This window comes from Gynuella sunshinyii YC6258 (genome assembly GCF_000940805.1).
In the GTDB taxonomy this organism is placed as follows: Bacteria; Pseudomonadota; Gammaproteobacteria; order Pseudomonadales; family Natronospirillaceae; genus Gynuella; species Gynuella sunshinyii.
In genome coordinates this window covers 4,735,478-4,755,391 of record NZ_CP007142.1, presented here as the reverse complement: position 1 = coordinate 4,755,391, position 19,914 = coordinate 4,735,478, and the positions used below count along the sequence as shown (strand labels likewise).

Annotated in this window: 18 protein-coding genes; 11 read left to right on the top strand and 7 right to left on the bottom strand. The window is 46.4% G+C overall.

What is annotated here, in order from left to right; genetic code table 11:
- Positions 1 to 31: 31 nt before the first annotated feature.
- Complete coding sequence (locus tag YC6258_RS19850) at positions 32 to 586, bottom strand: thioredoxin family protein (RefSeq protein ID WP_044618463.1); 555 nt, start codon at positions 584 to 586, stop codon at positions 32 to 34.
- Between the two features lie 92 nt (positions 587 to 678).
- On the opposite strand from YC6258_RS19850, the gene pdxH reads away from it, so the two are divergent.
- Together pdxH and YC6258_RS19840 are read left to right on the top strand one after the other, a co-directional pair.
- On the top strand, positions 679 to 1,320 hold the full coding sequence (pdxH, locus tag YC6258_RS19845) for a pyridoxamine 5'-phosphate oxidase (protein ID WP_044618462.1): 642 nt from the start codon (positions 679 to 681) through the stop codon (positions 1,318 to 1,320).
- A 22-nt stretch (positions 1,321 to 1,342) separates the two neighbouring features.
- Positions 1,343 to 2,044, top strand: coding sequence for an SIR2 family NAD-dependent protein deacylase (locus YC6258_RS19840; protein WP_044618461.1), 702 nt, complete (start codon positions 1,343 to 1,345; stop codon positions 2,042 to 2,044).
- An 8-nt stretch (positions 2,045 to 2,052) separates the two neighbouring features.
- On the opposite strand, the gene YC6258_RS19835 is transcribed toward YC6258_RS19840, so the two are convergent.
- The 6 genes from YC6258_RS19835 to YC6258_RS19810 form a co-directional block, all read right to left on the bottom strand.
- Entirely contained in the window at positions 2,053 to 2,856 is an 804-nt protein-coding gene (locus tag YC6258_RS19835; RefSeq protein ID WP_044618460.1) for a TatD family hydrolase, read from the bottom strand.
- Positions 2,857 to 2,937: 81 nt separating this feature from the next.
- Entirely contained in the window at positions 2,938 to 3,882 is a 945-nt protein-coding gene (locus YC6258_RS19830; protein ID WP_052830426.1) for a GGDEF domain-containing protein, read from the bottom strand.
- A gap of 299 nt (positions 3,883 to 4,181) precedes the next feature.
- The gene (locus YC6258_RS19825) at positions 4,182 to 4,949 is read right to left on the bottom strand and encodes a YciK family oxidoreductase (protein WP_044618459.1); all 768 of its coding nucleotides are present in this window, start codon (positions 4,947 to 4,949) and stop codon (positions 4,182 to 4,184) included.
- Between the two features lie 4 nt (positions 4,950 to 4,953).
- The gene (locus YC6258_RS19820; protein WP_044618458.1) at positions 4,954 to 5,637 is read right to left on the bottom strand and encodes an HAD family hydrolase; all 684 of its coding nucleotides are present in this window, start codon (positions 5,635 to 5,637) and stop codon (positions 4,954 to 4,956) included.
- Entirely contained in the window at positions 5,630 to 6,331 is a 702-nt protein-coding gene (gene ubiG / locus YC6258_RS19815; protein WP_044618457.1) for a bifunctional 2-polyprenyl-6-hydroxyphenol methylase/3-demethylubiquinol 3-O-methyltransferase UbiG, read from the bottom strand. The genes YC6258_RS19820 and ubiG overlap by 8 nt, the downstream gene beginning before the upstream one ends.
- A gap of 14 nt (positions 6,332 to 6,345) precedes the next feature.
- A complete protein-coding gene (locus tag YC6258_RS19810) occupies positions 6,346 to 7,668 on the bottom strand; it encodes a TRZ/ATZ family hydrolase (RefSeq protein ID WP_044618456.1) in 1,323 nt (440 codons plus the stop codon).
- A 263-nt stretch (positions 7,669 to 7,931) separates the two neighbouring features.
- On the opposite strand from YC6258_RS19810, the gene gyrA reads away from it, so the two are divergent.
- The 9 genes from gyrA (at position 7,932) to YC6258_RS19765 (ending at position 19,875) form a co-directional block, all read left to right on the top strand.
- A complete protein-coding gene (gene gyrA / locus YC6258_RS19805) occupies positions 7,932 to 10,559 on the top strand; it encodes a DNA gyrase subunit A (RefSeq protein ID WP_044618455.1) in 2,628 nt (875 codons plus the stop codon).
- 54 nt (positions 10,560 to 10,613) lie between these two features.
- Entirely contained in the window at positions 10,614 to 11,693 is a 1,080-nt protein-coding gene (gene serC, locus YC6258_RS19800; RefSeq protein ID WP_044618454.1) for a 3-phosphoserine/phosphohydroxythreonine transaminase, read from the top strand.
- Positions 11,694 to 11,702: 9 nt separating this feature from the next.
- Complete coding sequence (gene pheA, locus YC6258_RS19795; RefSeq protein WP_044618453.1) at positions 11,703 to 12,812, top strand: prephenate dehydratase; 1,110 nt, start codon at positions 11,703 to 11,705, stop codon at positions 12,810 to 12,812.
- A 23-nt stretch (positions 12,813 to 12,835) separates the two neighbouring features.
- Entirely contained in the window at positions 12,836 to 13,942 is a 1,107-nt protein-coding gene (gene hisC, locus YC6258_RS19790; protein ID WP_044618452.1) for a histidinol-phosphate transaminase, read from the top strand.
- Positions 13,939 to 14,862, top strand: coding sequence for a prephenate dehydrogenase/arogenate dehydrogenase family protein (locus tag YC6258_RS19785; protein WP_044618451.1), 924 nt, complete (start codon positions 13,939 to 13,941; stop codon positions 14,860 to 14,862). Before hisC ends, YC6258_RS19785 begins: the two co-directional genes overlap by 4 nt.
- Positions 14,855 to 15,550 (top strand): (d)CMP kinase, encoded by a 696-nt coding sequence (cmk, locus tag YC6258_RS19780; RefSeq protein ID WP_044618450.1) that lies wholly within the window; start codon positions 14,855 to 14,857, stop codon positions 15,548 to 15,550. Before YC6258_RS19785 ends, cmk begins: the two co-directional genes overlap by 8 nt.
- A 212-nt stretch (positions 15,551 to 15,762) precedes the next feature.
- Positions 15,763 to 17,442 (top strand): 30S ribosomal protein S1, encoded by a 1,680-nt coding sequence (gene rpsA, locus YC6258_RS19775; RefSeq protein ID WP_044618449.1) that lies wholly within the window; start codon positions 15,763 to 15,765, stop codon positions 17,440 to 17,442.
- A gap of 151 nt (positions 17,443 to 17,593) precedes the next feature.
- On the top strand, positions 17,594 to 19,195 hold the full coding sequence (locus YC6258_RS19770; protein WP_044618448.1) for a tetratricopeptide repeat-containing response regulator: 1,602 nt from the start codon (positions 17,594 to 17,596) through the stop codon (positions 19,193 to 19,195).
- Positions 19,192 to 19,875: a sensor histidine kinase gene (locus YC6258_RS19765; RefSeq protein ID WP_044618447.1), complete on the top strand. Its 684-nt coding sequence runs from the start codon at positions 19,192 to 19,194 to the stop codon at positions 19,873 to 19,875. Before YC6258_RS19770 ends, YC6258_RS19765 begins: the two co-directional genes overlap by 4 nt.
- Positions 19,876 to 19,914 lie beyond the last annotated feature (39 nt).

The window sequence follows — 19,914 nt, the reverse complement described above, 5'->3', positions numbered from 1 at the left end:
CATGACCCTCCTTATTTTTTTGTTTTCGTCTTTATTCTTTCCACTTGATGTTACAACCCACACTTGGATTTTGAGCACCTGAGTAGACGGTTTTACTGACTATGGCCTGGGCCGCTTCCAACAGATCTTTCCCGGTAATCGGATTGCCATTCCCCGGGCGACTGTTATCAAGTTGACCGCGGTAAAATAATTTCAGATCCTGATCATACAAGAAGAAATCCGGTGTGCAGGCAGCATCGTAACCTCTGGCTACCGCCTGGGATTCGTCATAAAGATAAGGAAAGGTGAATCCGTGCTCTTCGGATACAGCCACCATTTTGTCCGGAGCATCTTCTGGATAATCAGTAATATCATTGGCATTGATCGCCACCATCCCGATGTTCATGTCCGCCAGTTTTTGGTGTAAGGGTTCAAGAAAGCCGGCGATATGTTTGACGAATGGGCAGTGATTACACATGAATACGACCAACAAACCGTTTTCACGGGTGGCCTCAGACAAACTAACATGCCGACCCTGGCCGTCCGGTAATTTGAAGTCTGGAGCAATACTCCCCAGAGGGGCCATTGTGGAAGGGGTAAGTGCCATAGAAATACCTCATCAGAAGTTTAGCAACGGATCTGTACTTCGGCGATGATACCAGTATAGTCACGCAGTGACATGGGGAATGGAAGGTAATTGTGGATCTAAGTGATATCAGAAGAGAGTACCTGCAGGGCGGGCTTCGCAGAGAAAATCTGCTTGCGGACCCGATTGATCAGTTTGAAGCCTGGTTCAAAGATTCAGTAAAGGCCAAAGTCAACACAGATCCGACGGCCATGTGTATGGCGACTGTGGGGCCGGATGGTCGTCCCAGCCAGCGCATCGTATTGTTGAAACATTTTGATCAGCGGGGGTTTGTGTTTTATACCAACCTGGGGAGCCGGAAGGCCAGAGAGATAGAGCACAACCCTAATGTCTGTCTGCATTTTGGCTGGGTGCCGCTGGAGCGTCAGGTAATTATCTACGGACGTGCCCGGCAGCTGTCTGTAACGGAAACCACTGCTTATTTTCTTTCCAGGCCAAGAGAGAGTCGGATTGCAGCCTGGACATCTCATCAGAGTCAGAAGATTTCCGGTCGTAAAATGCTTGAACAGGCATTTGCACAAATGAAAGCCAGGTTTGCTGAAGGGGATATCCCGCTGCCATCCTTTTGGGGTGGTTATCGTGTTGAGGCTACAGAAATCGAATTCTGGCAAGGTGGCGGTAATCGTCTGCATGATCGTTTCATGTACAGTAAAGATGAAACCGGGCAGTGGCAGATCGACAGACTTCAGCCGTAGCTTTTTTGAGAGGGTAGGACCATTGACTGACAATATTGAGCGCCAGAAAGTTGTTGTGTTTTCTGGTGCAGGCATTAGTGCCGAAAGTGGTTTGAAAACATTCAGAGATTCAGATGGCTTATGGGAAAACCACTCGATATATGATGTGGCAACGCCCGATGCCTGGTTACGTAATCCTGAACTGGTGCTGCGTTTTTATAATGAACGGCGCCAACAGCTCGGCACCGTGCAGCCCAATCCGGCACATCTTGCCATTGCGGGTCTGGAGCAGGCCTATGATGTGTTCGTCATTACTCAAAACGTCGATAATCTGCATGAACGGGCAGGTTCAAGTATTGTGCTGCATCTGCATGGAGAGTTGACTAAGGCGCGAAGTACGGTGGATGAGAGTCTGGTTTATGAGGTTGGCAGTAAAGCTATTGAGCTGGGGGATCACTGCGAACTTGGCAGTCAGTTGCGTCCTCATATCGTCTGGTTCGGAGAAATTGTTTCCGGCTTGTCAGAGGCTGCGGAACTGATCAGTCAGGCAGACAAGATCATGGTGGTTGGAACCTCACTGGAAGTTGAGCCGGCAGCCAGTCTGATACACCTGGCTCCTGCACATGCCGAAAAAGTAGTGATTGCGCTGAATATGCGCAATCGTCCGGCGGGCTTTGAATATTACCAGGAGCGTGCGGGTGAGGCAGTTCCCAAGGTATGCCAACGCTGGCTGGAAATTAGTTGACTTGAAACTTAGTTGATTTGAAATAGCGAGCGGGCATTCTCAGTCAGTTGGCGGGTTAAACTGCCAACTTCAATATTTTTCTCCTGTGCCATTCTTTCCAGAATAAACGGCAGGTACTTGGGCTCGTTGGTAACTCCCCGGTAAGGCACTGGCGTCAAATATGGAGCGTCCGTTTCCACCAGCATTTGAGTAACCGGGGTAGCACGCAGAATTTCTCTTACATTTTCGGCTTTGTTGAACGTCAGTATGCCGTTAAAGCCCAAATGAAAACCTTCTGACAGACAGAATTCCGCCAGTTTCAGACCAGAGGTGAAACTGTGTATCACGCCTTTGCGTGGCAGCTTGGTGGAAAAGTTCTTTAATATCGCGAGCGTGTCATCGTCAGCTTCGCGGGTGTGAATGACCACCGGTAGTTGAAGTTCACTGGCAATCGCCAGTTGGGTTTCAAACACTTTCCGCTGGACCGCACGATCAGCATGATCGTAATAATAATCGAGTCCGATTTCCCCAATGGCAACTACTTTGGCATGGTGGCTGTTGTCACGAATGGTGCTAAGTGTTTGTGGAGTAAACTTTTCTGCTTCGTGGGGGTGAATGCCCTGAGTGCAATAAACCTGATGGAAACGATTGGCAATATCCAGGACAACGGCGAGATTGTCCGGCTCTGTGGCAATTGTCACAATGCTTTCAATTCCAACATTGAAAGCTTGTTCGAGCACAGTTTCCAGTTCGGAGTTTTTTAAGTAATCCAGATGGCAATGGGTTTCTATGATTGCCTGGTTCAATATGGGTATCGGTTTACGCTTGCTCATGAATCAACGACTGTCAGCTAAAATCGCGCTGTTATAGGTGATATGCCCTGAAGCGTCAATGCTGAACCGATATCAATCGGCTCAGGAAACCAACTCTTTGGCAATTATGGTTTTGTTTTTACCGGTTGCTTTGGCGATATACATGGCATCATCAGCCGATTGCAGTAATTTCTCGATATCCATGCCGGTTTGCAGCAAAGCCGCACCTATGCTGACGGTGATGGGATTTTTATGGATGCCTGCTTCAATACCCTCACTGATGCTTTCATTGATCCGTTTACCTATAACCTGTGCCTGCTCTACTCCGGTATTGCTCAATATCACAACAAACTCTTCTCCGCCAAAGCGAAAACACATGTCTGAGGAGCGGATGACATTCACAATATTCTGAGCCGCCTTTTTCAATACCGTATCTCCGGTGAGGTGACCATGGTCGTCGTTGATTGCTTTGAAGTTATCGATGTCAATCATCAGAATAGACAACTCCAGGCTATGGCGGTCTGCCAGGTCGAGTTCCCTTTGTAATGTTTTCATCAGCGCTTGCCGGTTGCCCACACCAGTCAGTGAGTCTGTTAATGCGCAGGCGAGAGCTCGGCGGTATTGCAGGCTGTTTTTGAGTGGATAAATAAACAAGTCGAGCAATGACTCCAGCACCATCAGCTCTTCTTCTTTGAAGCGACGGCTGCGGCAGAATACAATTTCCCCGTAGGTGTCTTCATTTGCGGTCAGCCGATAAGTGACTTTGTGTTGATTTTGACGGCCGACCATAATACTGATTTGCATACCTGGGTAGCGGTAGTTGATACCGTGTACCTCGACTGCTTTACAGATTTCTTCATAAACAATCCGGACTAGCCGCTCAGTATCCAGAGTTGTTTGCAACAACAGGCTCATGCGGAGACGAAGATCGCGAAGGGCATCTGATTTGGTAATGCTCCCCAGTTCAACAGAACTTCCCTGGTCGATCTTGGGAAACAGCGTTTTTTGTTCATTAATTGAAACTGGTGGCTGAAAGTTGGTACTCATTAACCCGTCTCCAACAGCAATATAAAGTGTGAAGCTATTGTGTATGAGTAGAGCCAGAATCATGCCAATCAACGAATCTGTTCGGATCTTCTATAAGTTTGCAGGTAAAAGACGAAAAAAGACGGAAAAACATTGCCATATGCGGCAATGTTTCCGATTTTGGGTGAGGAGCCGGCAGTTATTGGCCTGCTGAAAAGAAAGTAATTAGCCGGTTTTTTTCGACAAATTATTGACTTTTAGTAATGCGTATAAGATGGAGAGTCATTAAACCGGCAATATTTTGCCAAATAGAAGCAAGCTTAGTAGTCAATCATTTGCCCATGGATGTGCTGACTGTGTTTTGACATCAAATACAAATACAGAGGCGTCAATTGCTCGGGGGACTTTATCGTTTGAGGGTTTTCGGCAGGGTAGGCCTGTGCCCGCATAGCGCTTTGGGTACCTTTGGGGTTGATGCTGTTGACTCTGATGGTCGAGATGTTTTCGAGTTCATCTGCCAGGGTCTGCATGAGTCCTTCCACTGCGAATTTTGATACCGCGTAAGCACCCCAGTAGGCTCGGCCAGTTCTACCAACAGACGATGACGTAAACAAAACTCTGCCTGACTCACTTTTCTGTATTGATGGCAAGAGGTAGCGACACAGATAGAAACAGCTATCGACATTGGTTTTCATCGTCTGCTGCCAGATTTCTGGTTTGAAGCTGGAGATGGGCGACCTCTGCCCGAGGATGGCTGCATTCAGTAATAATACATCAAGCTGTTCCAGTTCTTCCTCGACAGCACGAGCCAGAGTCTGATAGTCATCGATGGTTGCGGTAGCAAGGTCGAGGATATACATCATGGGCTCAGGATAACCTTGTTGAACAATTTCATCATAAACCTGTGCCAGTTTTTCCTCGTTTCGACCCAGCAGAATAACTGTAGCGCCATGTTTGGCGCATTCTATTGCGACACATCGGCCAATACCGGAGCTTGCTCCAGTAATCAGAATATTTTTTCCCTGAAGTTCCAGAGCGTCTGGTTGCCAGTCTGCGGGAACGACATTGGTGATGATTTTTGATTCCATAGTATTAGTCAGACATGTTGCATAATTGGGTAAGGATGTTAACGGCGTGTTCTGAGTTATCGGCATGATAGTCAGCTGGCCAGTCGTGAAAATCTTCTTCTCTTGGATAAAAACCGTATCCGCAGGCGAGGGATCTGACTCCAGCCGCAGCTGCAGCCGCGATATCTTTGCTATGGTCACCACAATACAGAGTTTGGGCAGGATCTGATTTCAGCTGGTTTATGGCCAGTAGAATTCCCTCCGGATCCGGTTTGACCGTTTTGACATGGTCCGGGCAGATCAGCACATCCAGGTATTGTGATAACTCCAGACTTTCGATGATGGGCTTGGCCAGGCATTCTGGTTTGTTAGTGACCACTCCCAGTTTAATTCCATGCTGTCTGGCCCTGTTGAGCCATTCTGGCAGGCCAGGGTAGACGCTTGCACCTCTCTCGGGATATTGCTGATATTCCCGAATGTAATCGTCTCGTATCTGCTCAATCTGTTCGCGGCTGATCTCTTCTGCCCAGGCTCGTTGAATAATCGTCCTGGCTCCGGCAGAAATCAGTTCCCGGATACTATCGTCATCCATGGGGCACTGATCATAGTCTGCCAGGGTTTTGTTCATTGCCAGAATAAAACCTATGGAGCTGTCCACCAGGGTGCCGTCAAGATCAAAAAGTACTGTATTGATAGTCATGTCAGGCATCGGGTTTTCGGGTCTGAATCATATAGTTAACACTTTGGTCCCTGCCCAGTTTATATGTCCCTGTTAATGGGTTGTAACTCAGGCCGGTACTGTCTCCACGAATCAATCCAGCCTGTCGGGTCCAGTTTTGCAATTCAGATGGACGGATGAACTTTTGATAGTCATGGGTGCCGCGAGGTAATAGCTTTAATACGTACTCTGCACCAATTATGGCGAACAGGTAGGATTTTGGGTTGCGATTCAGGGTTGAGAAAAATACCTGGCCACCCGGTTTGACCAGTTTGCTGCAGGCATCGACAACAGATGCGGGGTCGGGTACATGTTCCAGCATTTCCATGCAGCAAACCAAGTCATACTGACCGGTTTCTTGGGCAGCAAGTTCTTCAACCGGAATCTGCTGGTATTCAACGTTTTTCAGACCGGTATCGAGAGCATGGAGTTTGGCAACGTTCAATGGGGCTTCACCCATGTCAATGCCTTTAACAGTGGCACCACGATGTGCAAATGCCTCGGCCAGTATGCCTCCGCCACAACCAACATCCAGAACTTTTTTGCCGGCCACCGGACAGCGCTCATCAATGTAGTTGGCGCGCAGCGGGTTGATTTGGTGTAAGGGTCGAAATTCACTTTCAGGATCCCACCAGCGACTGGCCAGGGCCTCGAATTTTCCAATTTCAGCCTGATCAACGTTCATATTGTTCTCCGCTGTTAAGATCTTGCGGCGATAATTTTGCTTTGCCACGCCTGAGCAGTAGAGATCAGCTCAGCCTTGGATAATGTGGTCAGCTCTCGATTTGTCATCAACTGTTTACCGCCTACCCATACATCTGTTACCTGATTGCGCGTGGTTGCATACACCAGATGTGAAACCGGGCTAAAGATCGGCTGGCTTTCGAGATCGGACAGGTCAACGGCAATGATGTCTGCTAGCTTGCCAACTTCCAGGCTGCCTATTTGATTATCCAGGCCCAGTGCTTTGGCACCATTGATGGTTGCCATTGCCAGTGCTTCACCGGCAGGTAAAGCCTCAGCATTCATGGCGACTGCTTTGGCCAGCTGTGCAGCTGTGCGCATTTCTCCAAACATGTCCAGGTCATTATTGGAAGCGGTGCCGTCGGTGCCGAGGGAAACGTTGATACCCTGCTCCTGAAGTTTGTGGACAGGGCAAAAACCACTGGCCAGTTTCAGGTTTGACTCCGGGCAGTGCATGACATGAGAACCGGTTTCCGCAATCAGCTGAATATCTTCGTCATTCAGTGCTGTCATGTGAACGCATTGCATATGCGGACCCAGCAAACCAAGGTCATAAAGTCTTCTGATTGGGCGTTTGCCGTATTTCTCTATGCTTTCATCCACTTCTACCTGGGTTTCATGCACGTGCATTTGAATCAGAATGTTGTGTTCCTTGGCCAGTTGGGCGATTTTCTTCAGGGGTTCATCGGAGACGGTATATGGGGCATGAGGGCCGAATACAACATGAACCTGATCATCGTTGGCGAATTGCTCTCTCAGGGCCAGACCTTTCTTAATGTATTCATCTGGATTCTGTGCCCAGGCTGTTGGGAAGTCCATGATTGGAAAATTCAATTGTGCCCGAATGCCGGCTTTTTTGGCTTCGAGTGCGGCCTGTTCGGGAAAGAAATAGTTGTCTGAAAAGGTTGTGGTACCACAACGGATCATTTCGCCAATGGCAATCCTGGTGCCGTCAGCCACAAATTGTTCGCTAACCCATTTACCCTCGGCTGGCCACATATGATCATTGAGCCACGTCATCAGTGGCAGGTCATCTGCCATTCCTCTGAACATGGTCATGGCGGCGTGACCATGAGTGTTAACCAGTCCGGGCATTAAGACACTGTCACCAAGATTGAATTCCTCGCCAGCTTCAAACTGCTGCCTGACTTCGTCCGCAGGTAGAATGGCCTTGATTTTCTGTTGGTCAATCACCAGAGCATGGTTTTCCAATACTTCTCTTTGGGCGTTGACTGTGACTATCCAGCGGCTGAATAAAATGGTGTCGGCTTTTTGCATAGATACTCTCCCGTTCGGGCGGTGAAACTTGGATGGAATGCGCGGATGCTAAACTATTCTCCCGGCGAATGCATGCCGCATTCTGGGGAGGGTGGCGCAAGTGATTGATTCTGGTACCAAAAAGCAGAACTGCGCTGGCTCTTGTTTGTGCCGATATGCTATTATCCAGCGCCTATTTGTGCCAGCCGTGAAGGGGTCTGCGACGGTTGTAATACGCGCGATTTGATAGAAACAGATAGACCCGAAAAAGGAACCTTTTTTCTATGGTCGATACCGCCAAAGAAATCCTACCCATAAATATCGAAGAAGAGCTAAAGCAATCGTATCTGGATTACGCTATGAGTGTGATCGTGGGACGGGCTTTACCCGATGTTCGTGATGGTCTGAAACCTGTGCATCGGCGAGTGCTGTTTGCCATGCAAGAACTCGGGGCTGACTGGAATAAACCCTACTATAAATCTGCCCGTGTGGTCGGAGATGTGATCGGTAAATATCACCCTCACGGTGATTCCCCCGTTTACGAAGCGATTGTACGTCTGGCTCAGCCGTGGGCAATGCGTTATACGTTGGTTAATGGTCAGGGAAACTTCGGCTCGATAGATGGTGATGCGCCTGCGGCAATGCGTTATACCGAAGTCCGGATGCGCAAGATGGCTCACTCCCTGCTGGCGGATCTTGATAAGGAAACTGTTGATTTTTCTCCAAACTATGATGGCAAGGAGATGATTCCGGATGTTCTGCCGACCCGTGTTCCAAATCTGCTGGTCAACGGTTCTTCTGGTATTGCAGTCGGGATGGCGACCAATATCCCGCCACATAATCTGGGTGAGGTGATCGATGGCTGTCTGGCTATGATCGATAACCCTGCCATTGATATCGACCAGCTTATGGAAATCATTCCTGGTCCTGACTTTCCTACGGCGGCATTCATCAATGGCCGTAAAGGCATTGTTGAGGCTTATCGCACCGGTCGTGGTCGAATATATATACGTTCCAGAACATCTGTTGAGACTAATCCCAAGACTGGCCGGGAAACCATTGTGGTTTCAGAGATTCCCTATCAGGTCAATAAAGCGCGCCTCATTGAAAAAATAGCTGAACTGGTTAAGGACAAGAAGCTCGAAGGTATCTCTGAGTTGCGGGATGAGTCCGATAAAGACGGCTTGCGCATTGCGATCGAGGTCAAACGTGATGCGGTTGCAGAAGTGGTTATTAACAACCTCTACACCCAAACTCAGATGGAATCTGTTTTTGGGATCAATATGGTGGCTTTGGTCGACGGTCAACCAAAGGTCCTCAATTTAAGGGATATGGTTGATGCGTTCATACGCCATCGTCGTGAAGTTGTAACCAGACGTACTGTTTATGAGTTGAAAAAGGCCAGAGAACGTGGCCATATTCTTGAAGGGCAAGCGGTTGCGCTGGCCAATATTGATGAAATCATCGAAGTGATCAAAACCTCTCGTGATGGCGGTGAGGCCAAGACCAGGCTGATCGAACGCTCCTGGAAGTTGGGCCATGTATCAGCGATGTTGGAGCGGGCAGGTTCGACGGATGCCTGTCGTCCGGAAGATCTCGCTGAAGAGTTTGGTATTCGTGATGGTCAGTATTATTTGTCGCCGGTACAGGCTCAGGCGATTTTGGATCTGCGTCTGCAAAAGCTCACCAGTCTTGAAAGTGACAAAATTATCGATGAGTACCAGCAGATTATCGATTCGATTGCTGAATACCTGCATATATTGGGTAGCTATGAGCGTCTGATGGAGGTTATTCGCGAAGAGCTGGTGGCTATTCGTGATGAGTATTCGGATGCGCGTCGTTCTGAAATTATAGCTTCCAGGCAGGATTACAGCATGGAGGATCTAATCACTGAAGAAGATATGGTGGTGACGATTTCCCATGGTGGTTATGCGAAGTCTCAACCGCTGGCTGATTATCAGGCTCAGCGGCGTGGTGGTCGCGGAAAAGCGGCAACTCAGGTCAAAGATGAGGATTATGTGGCTCATCTGTTTGTGGCCAGTACCCACACCACAATTATGTGTTTCAGTGACAGGGGTAAGGTTTACTGGCTGAAAGTCTGGGAAATTCCTCAGGCTGGACGAACAGCAAAAGGCCGCCCTTTGATCAATATCCTGAATTTGGATAACAATGAAAGAGTAACAGCTGTTTTGCCGATAGAGGGTTATGAGGCAAACAAATTTGTTTTCATGGTTACGGCCAAGGGCACTGTCAAGAAGACCGCTCTGGAAGCATTTTCCCGTCAGCGTTCATCTGGTTTGATTGCGTTAAGCCTGGATGAGGGTGATCAGTTAGTCGGAGTTGCTATTACCGACGGAAGTCACGAAATCCTGTTGTTGGCCAGTAATGGTAAGGCTGTACGTTTCTCTGAAGAGCGTGTGAGAGAAATGGGACGGACTGCTCGCGGTGTCAGAGGTATTCGCCTGGGTGAAGAAGCGGAAGTAATCTCGTTAATGATCCCTGATGATGAAGGTACTATTCTGACGGTTTCAGAAAAAGGTTATGGCAAGCGAACCAAAACCCAGGATTTCCCGACCAAAGGGCGAGGAACCCAGGGCGTGATTGCCATGATTGTTAATGATCGGAATGGTCCGCTGGTTGGTGCTGTGCAGATTTTTGAGGGTGACGAAATCATGCTGATCAGTGACAAAGGGACGTTGGTACGCACCCGCAGTTCAGAGATATCCGTATTGGGAAGGAATACTCAGGGAGTACGTCTAATTAAAGTCGCTGAAGATGAGTCTTTGGTGGGTGTAGAGCGAGTTGAAGAGGATAAGGATGTTGATGTGGGAGATATTGAGTTAGTGGATGGTGAGCAAGTGTCTGCAGAACCTCCATTATCGGAAGGTGAGGAAGATAGTCCTTCAGATTAATTGTTTGAGTGTGTTTTAGGTTTTTTATTATTGGCAACATAAATAGAGAGCATCATGACTAGATCTTTTAATTTTTGCGCAGGTCCGGCAGCTCTGCCAACAGAAGTGTTGGAGCAGGCTCAACAAGAAATGCTGGATTACCAGGGCAGTGGTATGTCGATTATGGAAATGAGCCATCGAGGCAAGATGGTGGTTGATATTTCCGAAACTGCCAAGCAGGATTTAAAAGATCTGCTCTCTGTTTCCGATGACTATGAGATCATCTATATGCAGGGTGGTGCTACCGCCCAGTTCTCAATGATTCCATTAAATCTGCTGGGGAAAAACAACAAGGCGGATTTTGTAAATACTGGTATTTGGTCTCAAAAAGCCATTCAGGAGGCCTCAAGATATGCTGATGTCTCCATTGCTGCTACGACTGAAAGTAGTGGCTTTACGCGTGCTCCGGAACAAGGCGAGATAAATGTGCGCGATGATGCTGTCTACTTACATTACACTCCTAACGAAACCATTGGTGGTGTGGAGTTTTCGTATATTCCAGAGAGCCCGGTTCCGTTAGTTGCGGATATGTCCTCGAATATTCTTTCCAGGCCGTTGGATGTTTCACGGTATGGGCTTATATACGCCGGCGCGCAAAAAAATATTGGCCCTTCAGGGTTGGTATGGGTGATTGTTCGTAAGGATCTGCTTGATCAGGCCATGGAAACAACTCCCTCTATTATGAGCTATGCACTGACCGCGAAAAATGCTTCGATGTTGAATACTCCTCCCAGCTTTTCTGTATATATGTGCGGATTGGTATTTAAATGGCTAAAAACACAGGGTGGTGTTGCTGCGATGGGTGAAATCAATGAGCGCAAGGCTGCTCGTTTATACAATTTCATTGATCAATCAGAGTTCTTTGCCAACCCAGTGGCGAAAGACTCCCGTTCCCTGATGAATGTTCCGTTTACTTTGCGGAATTCTGATCTGGATAAGCAATTTCTGGCTGAGGCTGAAGCGGTGGGACTGCGTAATCTTGCCGGTCATCGCAGTGTAGGGGGGATGAGGGCGTCAATATACAATGCTGTGCCTGAGCGGGCTGTTGATGCACTGATTCAGTTTATGGCTGATTTTGAAAAGCAACATGGCTGAGGCGAAGTAATGAGTGATTCAAGCGGCGCTGAAGAGCAACAGCTGTTAAAACTGCGAGACAAAATAGATTCCCTGGACCTCGATATTCAGAAGTTGATTTCCGAACGGGCGCGTTGTGCTCAGGAGGTCGCTGAGGTCAAGATGAAATCATCACATGCTGAGAATGTAGTGTTTTACCGGCCGGAAAGAGAGGCGCAGGTATTAACAAGGGTGATGGAGCGTAACGAAGGGCCGTTGGCTAATGAAGATATGGCGCGATTGTTTCGCGAAATCATGTCTGCCTGTCTGGCCTTGGAGCAGCCTTTAAAAGTGGCCTATCTTGGTCCAGAAGGAACATTTACCCAGCAGGCAGCATTGAAACATTTTGGTTCAAGGGTAATTACCCGACCAATGCCGGCTATTGATGAAGTGTTCCGTGAGGTTGAAGCCGGTGCTGTGAACTATGGGGTTGTGCCAATTGAAAACTCTACTGAAGGTGTGGTTAATCACACGCTGGATTCATTTCTGAGTTCAAATGTGTTTATTTCCGGCGAGGTAGAGTTAAGGATTCATCAACACTTGATGATTGGACCCAATACCCGTTTGGATAATATCACCAGAGTGTATTCGCACCAGCAGTCTTTGGCTCAATGCCGAAAATGGCTTGATGCTCATATGCCGTTGGCGGAACGTGTTGCTGTAAGTTCTAATTCTGAGGCGGCCAAACGAGTGCATTCCGAATGGAACTCAGCTGCAATTGCAGGCTCCATGGCTGCAGAATTGTATGATTTACAATTGGTCTATGAAAAAATCGAGGACCACCCTGATAATTCAACCCGGTTTTTAATTGTAGGGAAGAATCGTTCCAAACCGAGTGGTAGAGACAAAACATCCATCATTGTTTCCATGAAAAACGAGCCGGGTGCATTATATTCATTGCTCAAGCCTTTCGATGACCATGAGATTGATATGACTCGTCTGGAAACCCGTCCATCTTCTCATGGTAATTGGACATATGTTTTCTTTATCGATTTTATAGGGCATATGGAAGATGACAATGTTCAGGCTGCTATGCGTGACATCAGGGAAAAAGCTGTGGAAATCAAAGAGCTGGGTTCTTACCCGGAGGCTGTACTTTAAGGGGCCATGAGGAACAAAATCAAATGACCAAGTCGATACCCGAGCTTGTCAATACAGGTATCCACAAACTGAGGGCCTATGAGCCGGGTAAGTCTATTGACGAGCTAGAGAGGGAATTGGGAATTAGTCCAATTGTCAAAATGGCTAGTAATGAAAACCCTCTGGGACCCAGTCAAAAAGTTAAGGCCGCAATTCAATCGCATCTCGATAATCTGTGTGTTTATCCCGATGCAGATTGTTATCACCTGAAAACACTATTGTCCGAAAAGTTACAGGTTAACAATAGGCAGCTTGTTATTGGTAATGGTTCTAATGAAGTGCTTGAATTAATTGCCAAGGTGTTTCTGCAAGAATCTGACGAGGTTATCTTTTCAGAGCATGCGTTTGCCATGTATTCAATTTTTTCTGAGGCTATGGGAGCTACGTTAGTAGCGGTCAAGGATCGTAATTGGTGTCATGATCTGGATGCCATGGCTGATGCCATTACAGAAAAGACTAAAATCATTTTTATTGCCAACCCAAACAACCCCACAGGTACCTGGGTAAGCAAAGGTGAATTGAAGGCTTTTTTGAAGTCAGTTCCAGAGCATGTAATTGTTGTACTGGATGAAGCTTATTTTGAGTATGTCGATCAGGAAAATTATCAGTCCGGGCTACATTATATTGATCGTTTTCCCAATCTAGTGGTCACCCGAACCTTCTCCAAAGTATATGGGTTGGCAAATATACGCGTGGGATATGCTGTGGCCAGTGAGACCATAGCCGGCTATATGAACCGAGTGCGTCAGCCGTTTAATGTCAGTGGTATATCTGAGGTTGCGGCTATCGCTGCTTTGGGGGATCAAGAATATCTTCTTAAAAGTCTTGAGACCAATGCGCTGGGAATGGCTCAGCTGCAAATGGGAATCGGTGCCTTGAATCTTGACTACATTCCTTCTGTTGCAAATTTCTTAACTATTCGTGTTGGAGATCTGGCTCAGGATATATATCAAGCCTTGTTGCGGAAGGGATATATCGTCCGACCATTGAGTGGATACGGGATGACGAGTTATCTAAGAATATCTGTCGGTACTGAGGCGCAGAACCAGGGGTTCCTGGTTGCTTTAAAAGAAGTATTGGATAGCTTATGACAGTCAATTTAACGGACAAAAATTTACTCGTCATAGGGTTGGGTCTTATTGGTGGGTCGTTAGCCAAAGCATGTCGGCAAAATAAAATATTCGCCAGTATCTCAGGCTTCAGCCGGAAGGCTGAAACGATGTCAGACGCCTTGTCACTTGGGCTTGTGGATGAAGTCAGTGATGATCTTCAAGCGTTGGTCTCCAAGGCTGATGTCATATTTCTCGCAGTGCCCATTCTCTCGACGCCCATTGTTATGGCGCAAATTCAGCCTTATCTTCGGAATGATACAATTGTCACGGATGGTGGCAGTGTAAAAGGTACTGTTGTTAAGGCCGGATTAGAGTTGCTGACCGATGCCCAATTAAAGATGTTTGTTCCAGGGCATCCTATTGCCGGATCGGAAAGAAGTGGAGTGACCGCTGCAGATGAACATCTTTATATTGATCACCGTATTATTTTGACACCTATTGCTGAAACTGAACCGGAAGCAGTGCAGGTGGTTTCACAAATGTGGAAGAGTGTCGGAGCGGAAGTGGATATCATGGCCTGGGATTATCACGATGAGGTGTTGGCGGCAACAAGTCATTTACCTCATATGTTGGCCTTTAATCTGGTTGACACGCTCTCCAAGCAGAGCGAAAACCGGGAGATTTTCAATTATGCTGCGGGTGGTTTCAGGGACTTTACACGTATTGCGGCAAGTGACCCGACAATGTGGCATGACATTTTCATTGCCAATCACCGGGCGATATTAAAAGTGCTCGATAGCTACCTTGACGAATTGCATAAATTGCGCAATGCCGTTGCAGTGTCAGACGGAGAATACATGAAGTTTGTGTTTCAGGAAGCGAAAGAGGCCAGGGAGCATTTCTCTGAAATACTGGAAAACCGTGCCAGAAGATTGCAGAGGTCTGCTACTCATGAATGATCTCAATCATTTATCACCGGTTATCACCGTCGATGGTCCCAGTGGAGTAGGAAAGGGTACTCTGGCTATGCAGCTGGCAGATGCTCTTGGCTGGCACTTTCTTGATTCAGGGTCTTTATATCGTTTGACTGGTCTGAGTGCTCACAATCAGCAAATAGATTTCGCAAATCATCAACAATTGGCTGATGTTGCTGCCCATCTGGATGTTCAGTTTCTTCGCGATAGTCAGGGAGGTCTTCAGATTTTGTTGGCAAGTGAGGATGTAACCGCTGAAATCAGAACCGAACAGGTTGGTAATCTGGCCTCTCAGGTTGCACCGGTTGCAGAAGTTCGGCAGGCTCTTTTTCAGCGTCAACGTGATTTTCAGCTACCTCCTGGACTAGTGGCTGATGGCAGGGATATGGGGACAGTCGTGTTTCCAGGTGCTGAACTTAAGCTGTTTTTGACCGCAAGCGCAGAGGAAAGAGCAAAAAGACGTTACATCCAGTTGAAAGAAAAAGGCGTTGATGTTAGCATCGCGCGCCTCGCGGAGGAGGTCCGACAACGCGATGAGCGAGATACTAATCGCAGTATTGCTCCTCTTTGTCCCGCTGATGACGCCGTAATGATTGACAGTACTGAAATGACAATCGAAGAGGTGTTTGAGAGTGCAATGACATATGTCCGGGATCGCGGTTTGAACCTGTAGTTCTCTCTTTATTTGCTTGATTTTCTCGTGGCAGCCAGATGTAGGCTGCCATTTACTATTAATGGTGCAGTCTGAAAACTTATCCAGCATTGTTTGATGATTGCGAAACTGGGTTGACCCCTTTTGGCTGGAACGGGGCAGAGCCAGAAAATACAGTTAGAATACTGAATTGAATGGCCGTTGATCGAACTTAACATTAGGTAATTGTCGTAATGACTGAATCTTTTGCTGAACTCTTTGAAGAAAGCTTACAAGCCGTTGAGATGGTACCCGGCTCAATCATCACAGGTGTTGTGGTTGATATCGATAGTGATTGGGTGACTATCCATGCCGGCTTAAAATCTGAAGGCGTTGTTCCTCGCAATCAGTTCTTAAATGAAAAAGGTGAACTGGAAGTTCAGATTGGTGATGAAGTTAAGGTAGCTCTTGAAGCTGTTGAAGATGGTTTCGGTGATACCCGTTTATCGCGTGAAAAAGCCAAGCGTGCTGAGTCCTGGTTAGAACTTGAAGCGAAGTTCGAAGAGAATGCAGTCGTTATGGGAATTATCAATGGTAAGGTCAAAGGTGGCTTTACAGTTGATATTAACGCCATTCGTGCGTTCCTGCCTGGATCACTGGTGGATGTTCGTCCTGTACGGGACACGCTGCACCTTGAAGGCAAACCGCTTGAGTTCAAAGTTATCAAGCTGGATAAAAAGCGTAATAACGTTGTTGTTTCCCGTCGAGCTGTTCTGGAAGCTGCAAACAGCGCTGAACGTGATCAGTTGCTTGAAAGCCTGGCTGAAGGTCAGAGCGTCAAGGGTATCGTTAAGAATCTGACAGATTACGGTGCGTTCGTAGATTTGGGTGGTGTTGACGGTCTGTTGCACATCACTGATATGGCCTGGAAGCGTATCAAGCATCCTTCAGAGATCGTTGCCGTTGGTGATGAGATCGATGTTAAGGTTCTGAAGTTTGATCGTGAGCGTAATCGTGTTTCTCTTGGTCTGAAACAACTGGGTGAAGATCCATGGGTTGATATCAAAACTCGTTATCCAGAGGAATCAACCGTTAAGGCTATCGTCACTAACTTAACCGATTACGGTTGTTTTGCTGAGCTGGAAGAAGGTGTTGAAGGTTTGGTTCACGTTTCCGAGATGGATTGGACCAACAAAAACATTCACCCGTCCAAAGTTGTTCAGGTTGGTGATGAAATCGAAGTTATGATTCTGGATATCGATGAAGAACGTCGTCGTATCTCTCTGGGTATCAAACAGACTCAACAGAATCCTTGGGAGTCCTTCTCCGGTAAATATCAGAAAGGTGATAAGGTATCCGGTAAAATCAAGTCTATTACTGACTTCGGTATTTTCATCGGTCTGGAAGGAAGCATTGACGGTTTGGTTCACCTTTCCGATATCAGCTGGAATGAAGCTGGTGAAGAAGCTGTTCGCCGTTATAAGAAAGGCGATGAGTTGGAAACCGTTATTCTGTCTATTGATGCTGAACGCGAGCGTATTTCGCTTGGTATCAAGCAGTTGGATATGGATCCATTTGCTGAGTATGTGTCTGAGAATGACAAGGGCGCCATTGTTAAAGGCATCGTGAAAGAAGTTGATGCTAAAGGTGCCACTGTAACATTGGCTGAGGATGTGGAAGCAACATTGAAAGCTTCTGAAATCAGTCGCGACAAAGTGGAAGATGCTCGTAACATTCTGAACGAAGGTGATGAAGTCGAAGCAAAAATCATCAGTATTGATCGTAAGAATCGTGTTCTGAGTATCTCTATTAAAGCTAAAGACTCTGAAGATGAGAAAACAGCTTTGCGCGAAATGCGTGAGAAAGAAATGGAAGCTGCAGGTCCAACGACTATTGGTGATCTGATCAAAGCTCAAATGGAAAACAAGAATTAATTGTTTTTCATTGAAAAAAAACCCAGCCAATGGCTGGGTTTTTTTATGCCTTCAAAATAATCGTTTTAGTGTTAAATGATCCTTGAGTTTTCTTGCAGCTCCAGAGGGGTGGGCTAACCTTAGAGCAGTGTATTAATAAATAGGAACGTCTGTGAATCACCGTGTCCTTGTGATAGATGATTTCGAAAATGCTCGAAAATCGGCTCGTGCAATGCTGCTTAAAATGGGAGTGAATCAGGTATTTGAAGCGGCTAACGCAAAAGAAGCTATGTTACTGATTCAAAAGAACTTCTTTCATGTCGTGTTGTGTGATTTCAATCTGGGGACTGGCATGGATGGTCAGCAGCTGCTGGAAGAACTCCGCTACAGTAAAACCCTGTCTTATCAGACTACATATGTAATGGTGACGGCAGAAACCTCAAGAGAGATGGTTATGGGAGCTGTAGAAATTCATCCTGATGACTATCTTGCCAAACCCTATGCATTCGACAGTCTAGCTGCCAGATGGAAGCGGTGGATTCAGCGTAACAATGATTTAAAAGTTGTCTTGACTGCTCTTGATGATGGTGAGGTTGGGCTGATTATTGATGAATGCAACAGAATCATTCAACAAAACCCACGTTATCGGGCTTGGGCCCAAAAGCTTCTATCTGAAACCCTTATAAAAACAGAGCAGTTGGCACAGGCAGAGATTTTGTTGAGCGAATGGCAATCACGTCGAGAACAGCCATGGATATGGTTGGAGTTGGCGCGAATATCTTTTGCTTCTGGTGATTTGACGCAGGCTGAGAGCTATGTTGGTAAAGTCATTGAGTTGCATCCTAACTATGCTCAGGCCTATGACTTACTGGCTGATATATATCGCCGCAAAAATGGGTTGCAGAGACAGTATGAAACGTTACAGACCGCTGTGAAGATCTCACCTCGTAATCATAAAAGGCAAGATAAGCTGGCAAGGGTCAGTTATCGACTTGATGATTTACAGGCAGCCAGTAAGGCTCTCAAAGACTCAATTTCCCTCAAAAACCATACATCATTGCACAATATTGAAGATTACCAACGGTTGCTTGCGATTCAGGTTGAGTCTTGTTCATTGGACGATCAACGACATCGTCGCCACTATGTTGCAGAGATAACGAATGCTCTTAAGCGTATTCAGGAGGCTTTTCCCGATCAGGCTGAAAGCGGGTTGACGGAAAAATTCTATAAAATGCAGTTGAAAGCCATTTCTACTCCCGATTTCAAGCCCGGTGAAGAGGAAATGAACTCTTTGTTTGAGCAGATCAGTGGTGAGTTGGAAAATAGTTCTGGTGAGTTGGGGTTAAGTGTCGCCAGTTTTTTTTATGAGCATGGGCGTATGGATCAGGCTGATCAGCTGGTTAATCGACTCAGAGCCAAGGATCCGGATAAAGAGGACTTTGTGCATCGATTGAATGAGCTGCAGAGTGAACCAATTACCAAGGATTCGCGTAAAGAGGCAGCACGATTAAATGCTATTGCCAAGCGACACTATGAGCAAAAAAATGTGGACCGGGCCATGCAGTTTTTTGAACGGGCCCTGGAAATATCTCCGCGGAATCCGGCATTGATATTGAACTATGTTCAGTGTGTGCTGAAAGCGAAAAGAAACTCTGCTTTTGTCGATAATGCCGATCAGTTGAATAGCTATTTGAATCGTCTTTCGTATTTGCATGAAGATAGTCCTCAGTATGCAAGATATGAAAAATTGAAAAAGCTTATGGAGTCCTCATGAAACCTATTAATTTTGATAAGAACATGGTGTTGGCTTCCATGGCTCATGATATTAAGAATTCATTGGCGTTGATTTCTGCTGAGCTTAATACTGTGATTGAGTCGCTGCCTGATAATTCAGGAGATACATCAAAAAACCTGAAGCGTATACAGTTAGAGACTAATCGAATCAATAGTACATTGATTAATCTGTTGGGCATCTATAAAGCAAGTCATGAAAGGTTATTGGTAGCGCCAGACGAGGTTTTGTTGATTGATTTCGTAGATGATATTGTCAATCATTTTAAAACGACGGCGGAAAACCTTGGAATTCAATTATCGGTTGATCTTCAAGACCCTGATTTGACTTGGTTTTTTGACCCTATATTGATAGAAAACTTGGTCAAGAATTTAATGTCGAACGCGTTGCGTTATACGGCTTCCTTATTAAGAATAACAGTGTACGTGGAAGATGAGCTGCTCTACTTTAAAATTTTGGATGATGGTCATGGTTTTCCGGAAGCAATGCTGAATTGTTTATCTGAGACTTACGAGACTGAGTTTAAGAATGGCAGTACGGGATTAGGTCTCTTATTTGCCAATCAAATTGCTGAGATGCATAAAAATAAGGATAAATCAGGATCTATTGTGCTAAGTAATCGAGTAGATGGTGGGGCTGAAATTGTCCTGAAGTTACCATAGAGCTTTTATTGCGCGGTAATAGAGAGGCGAAAATATAGA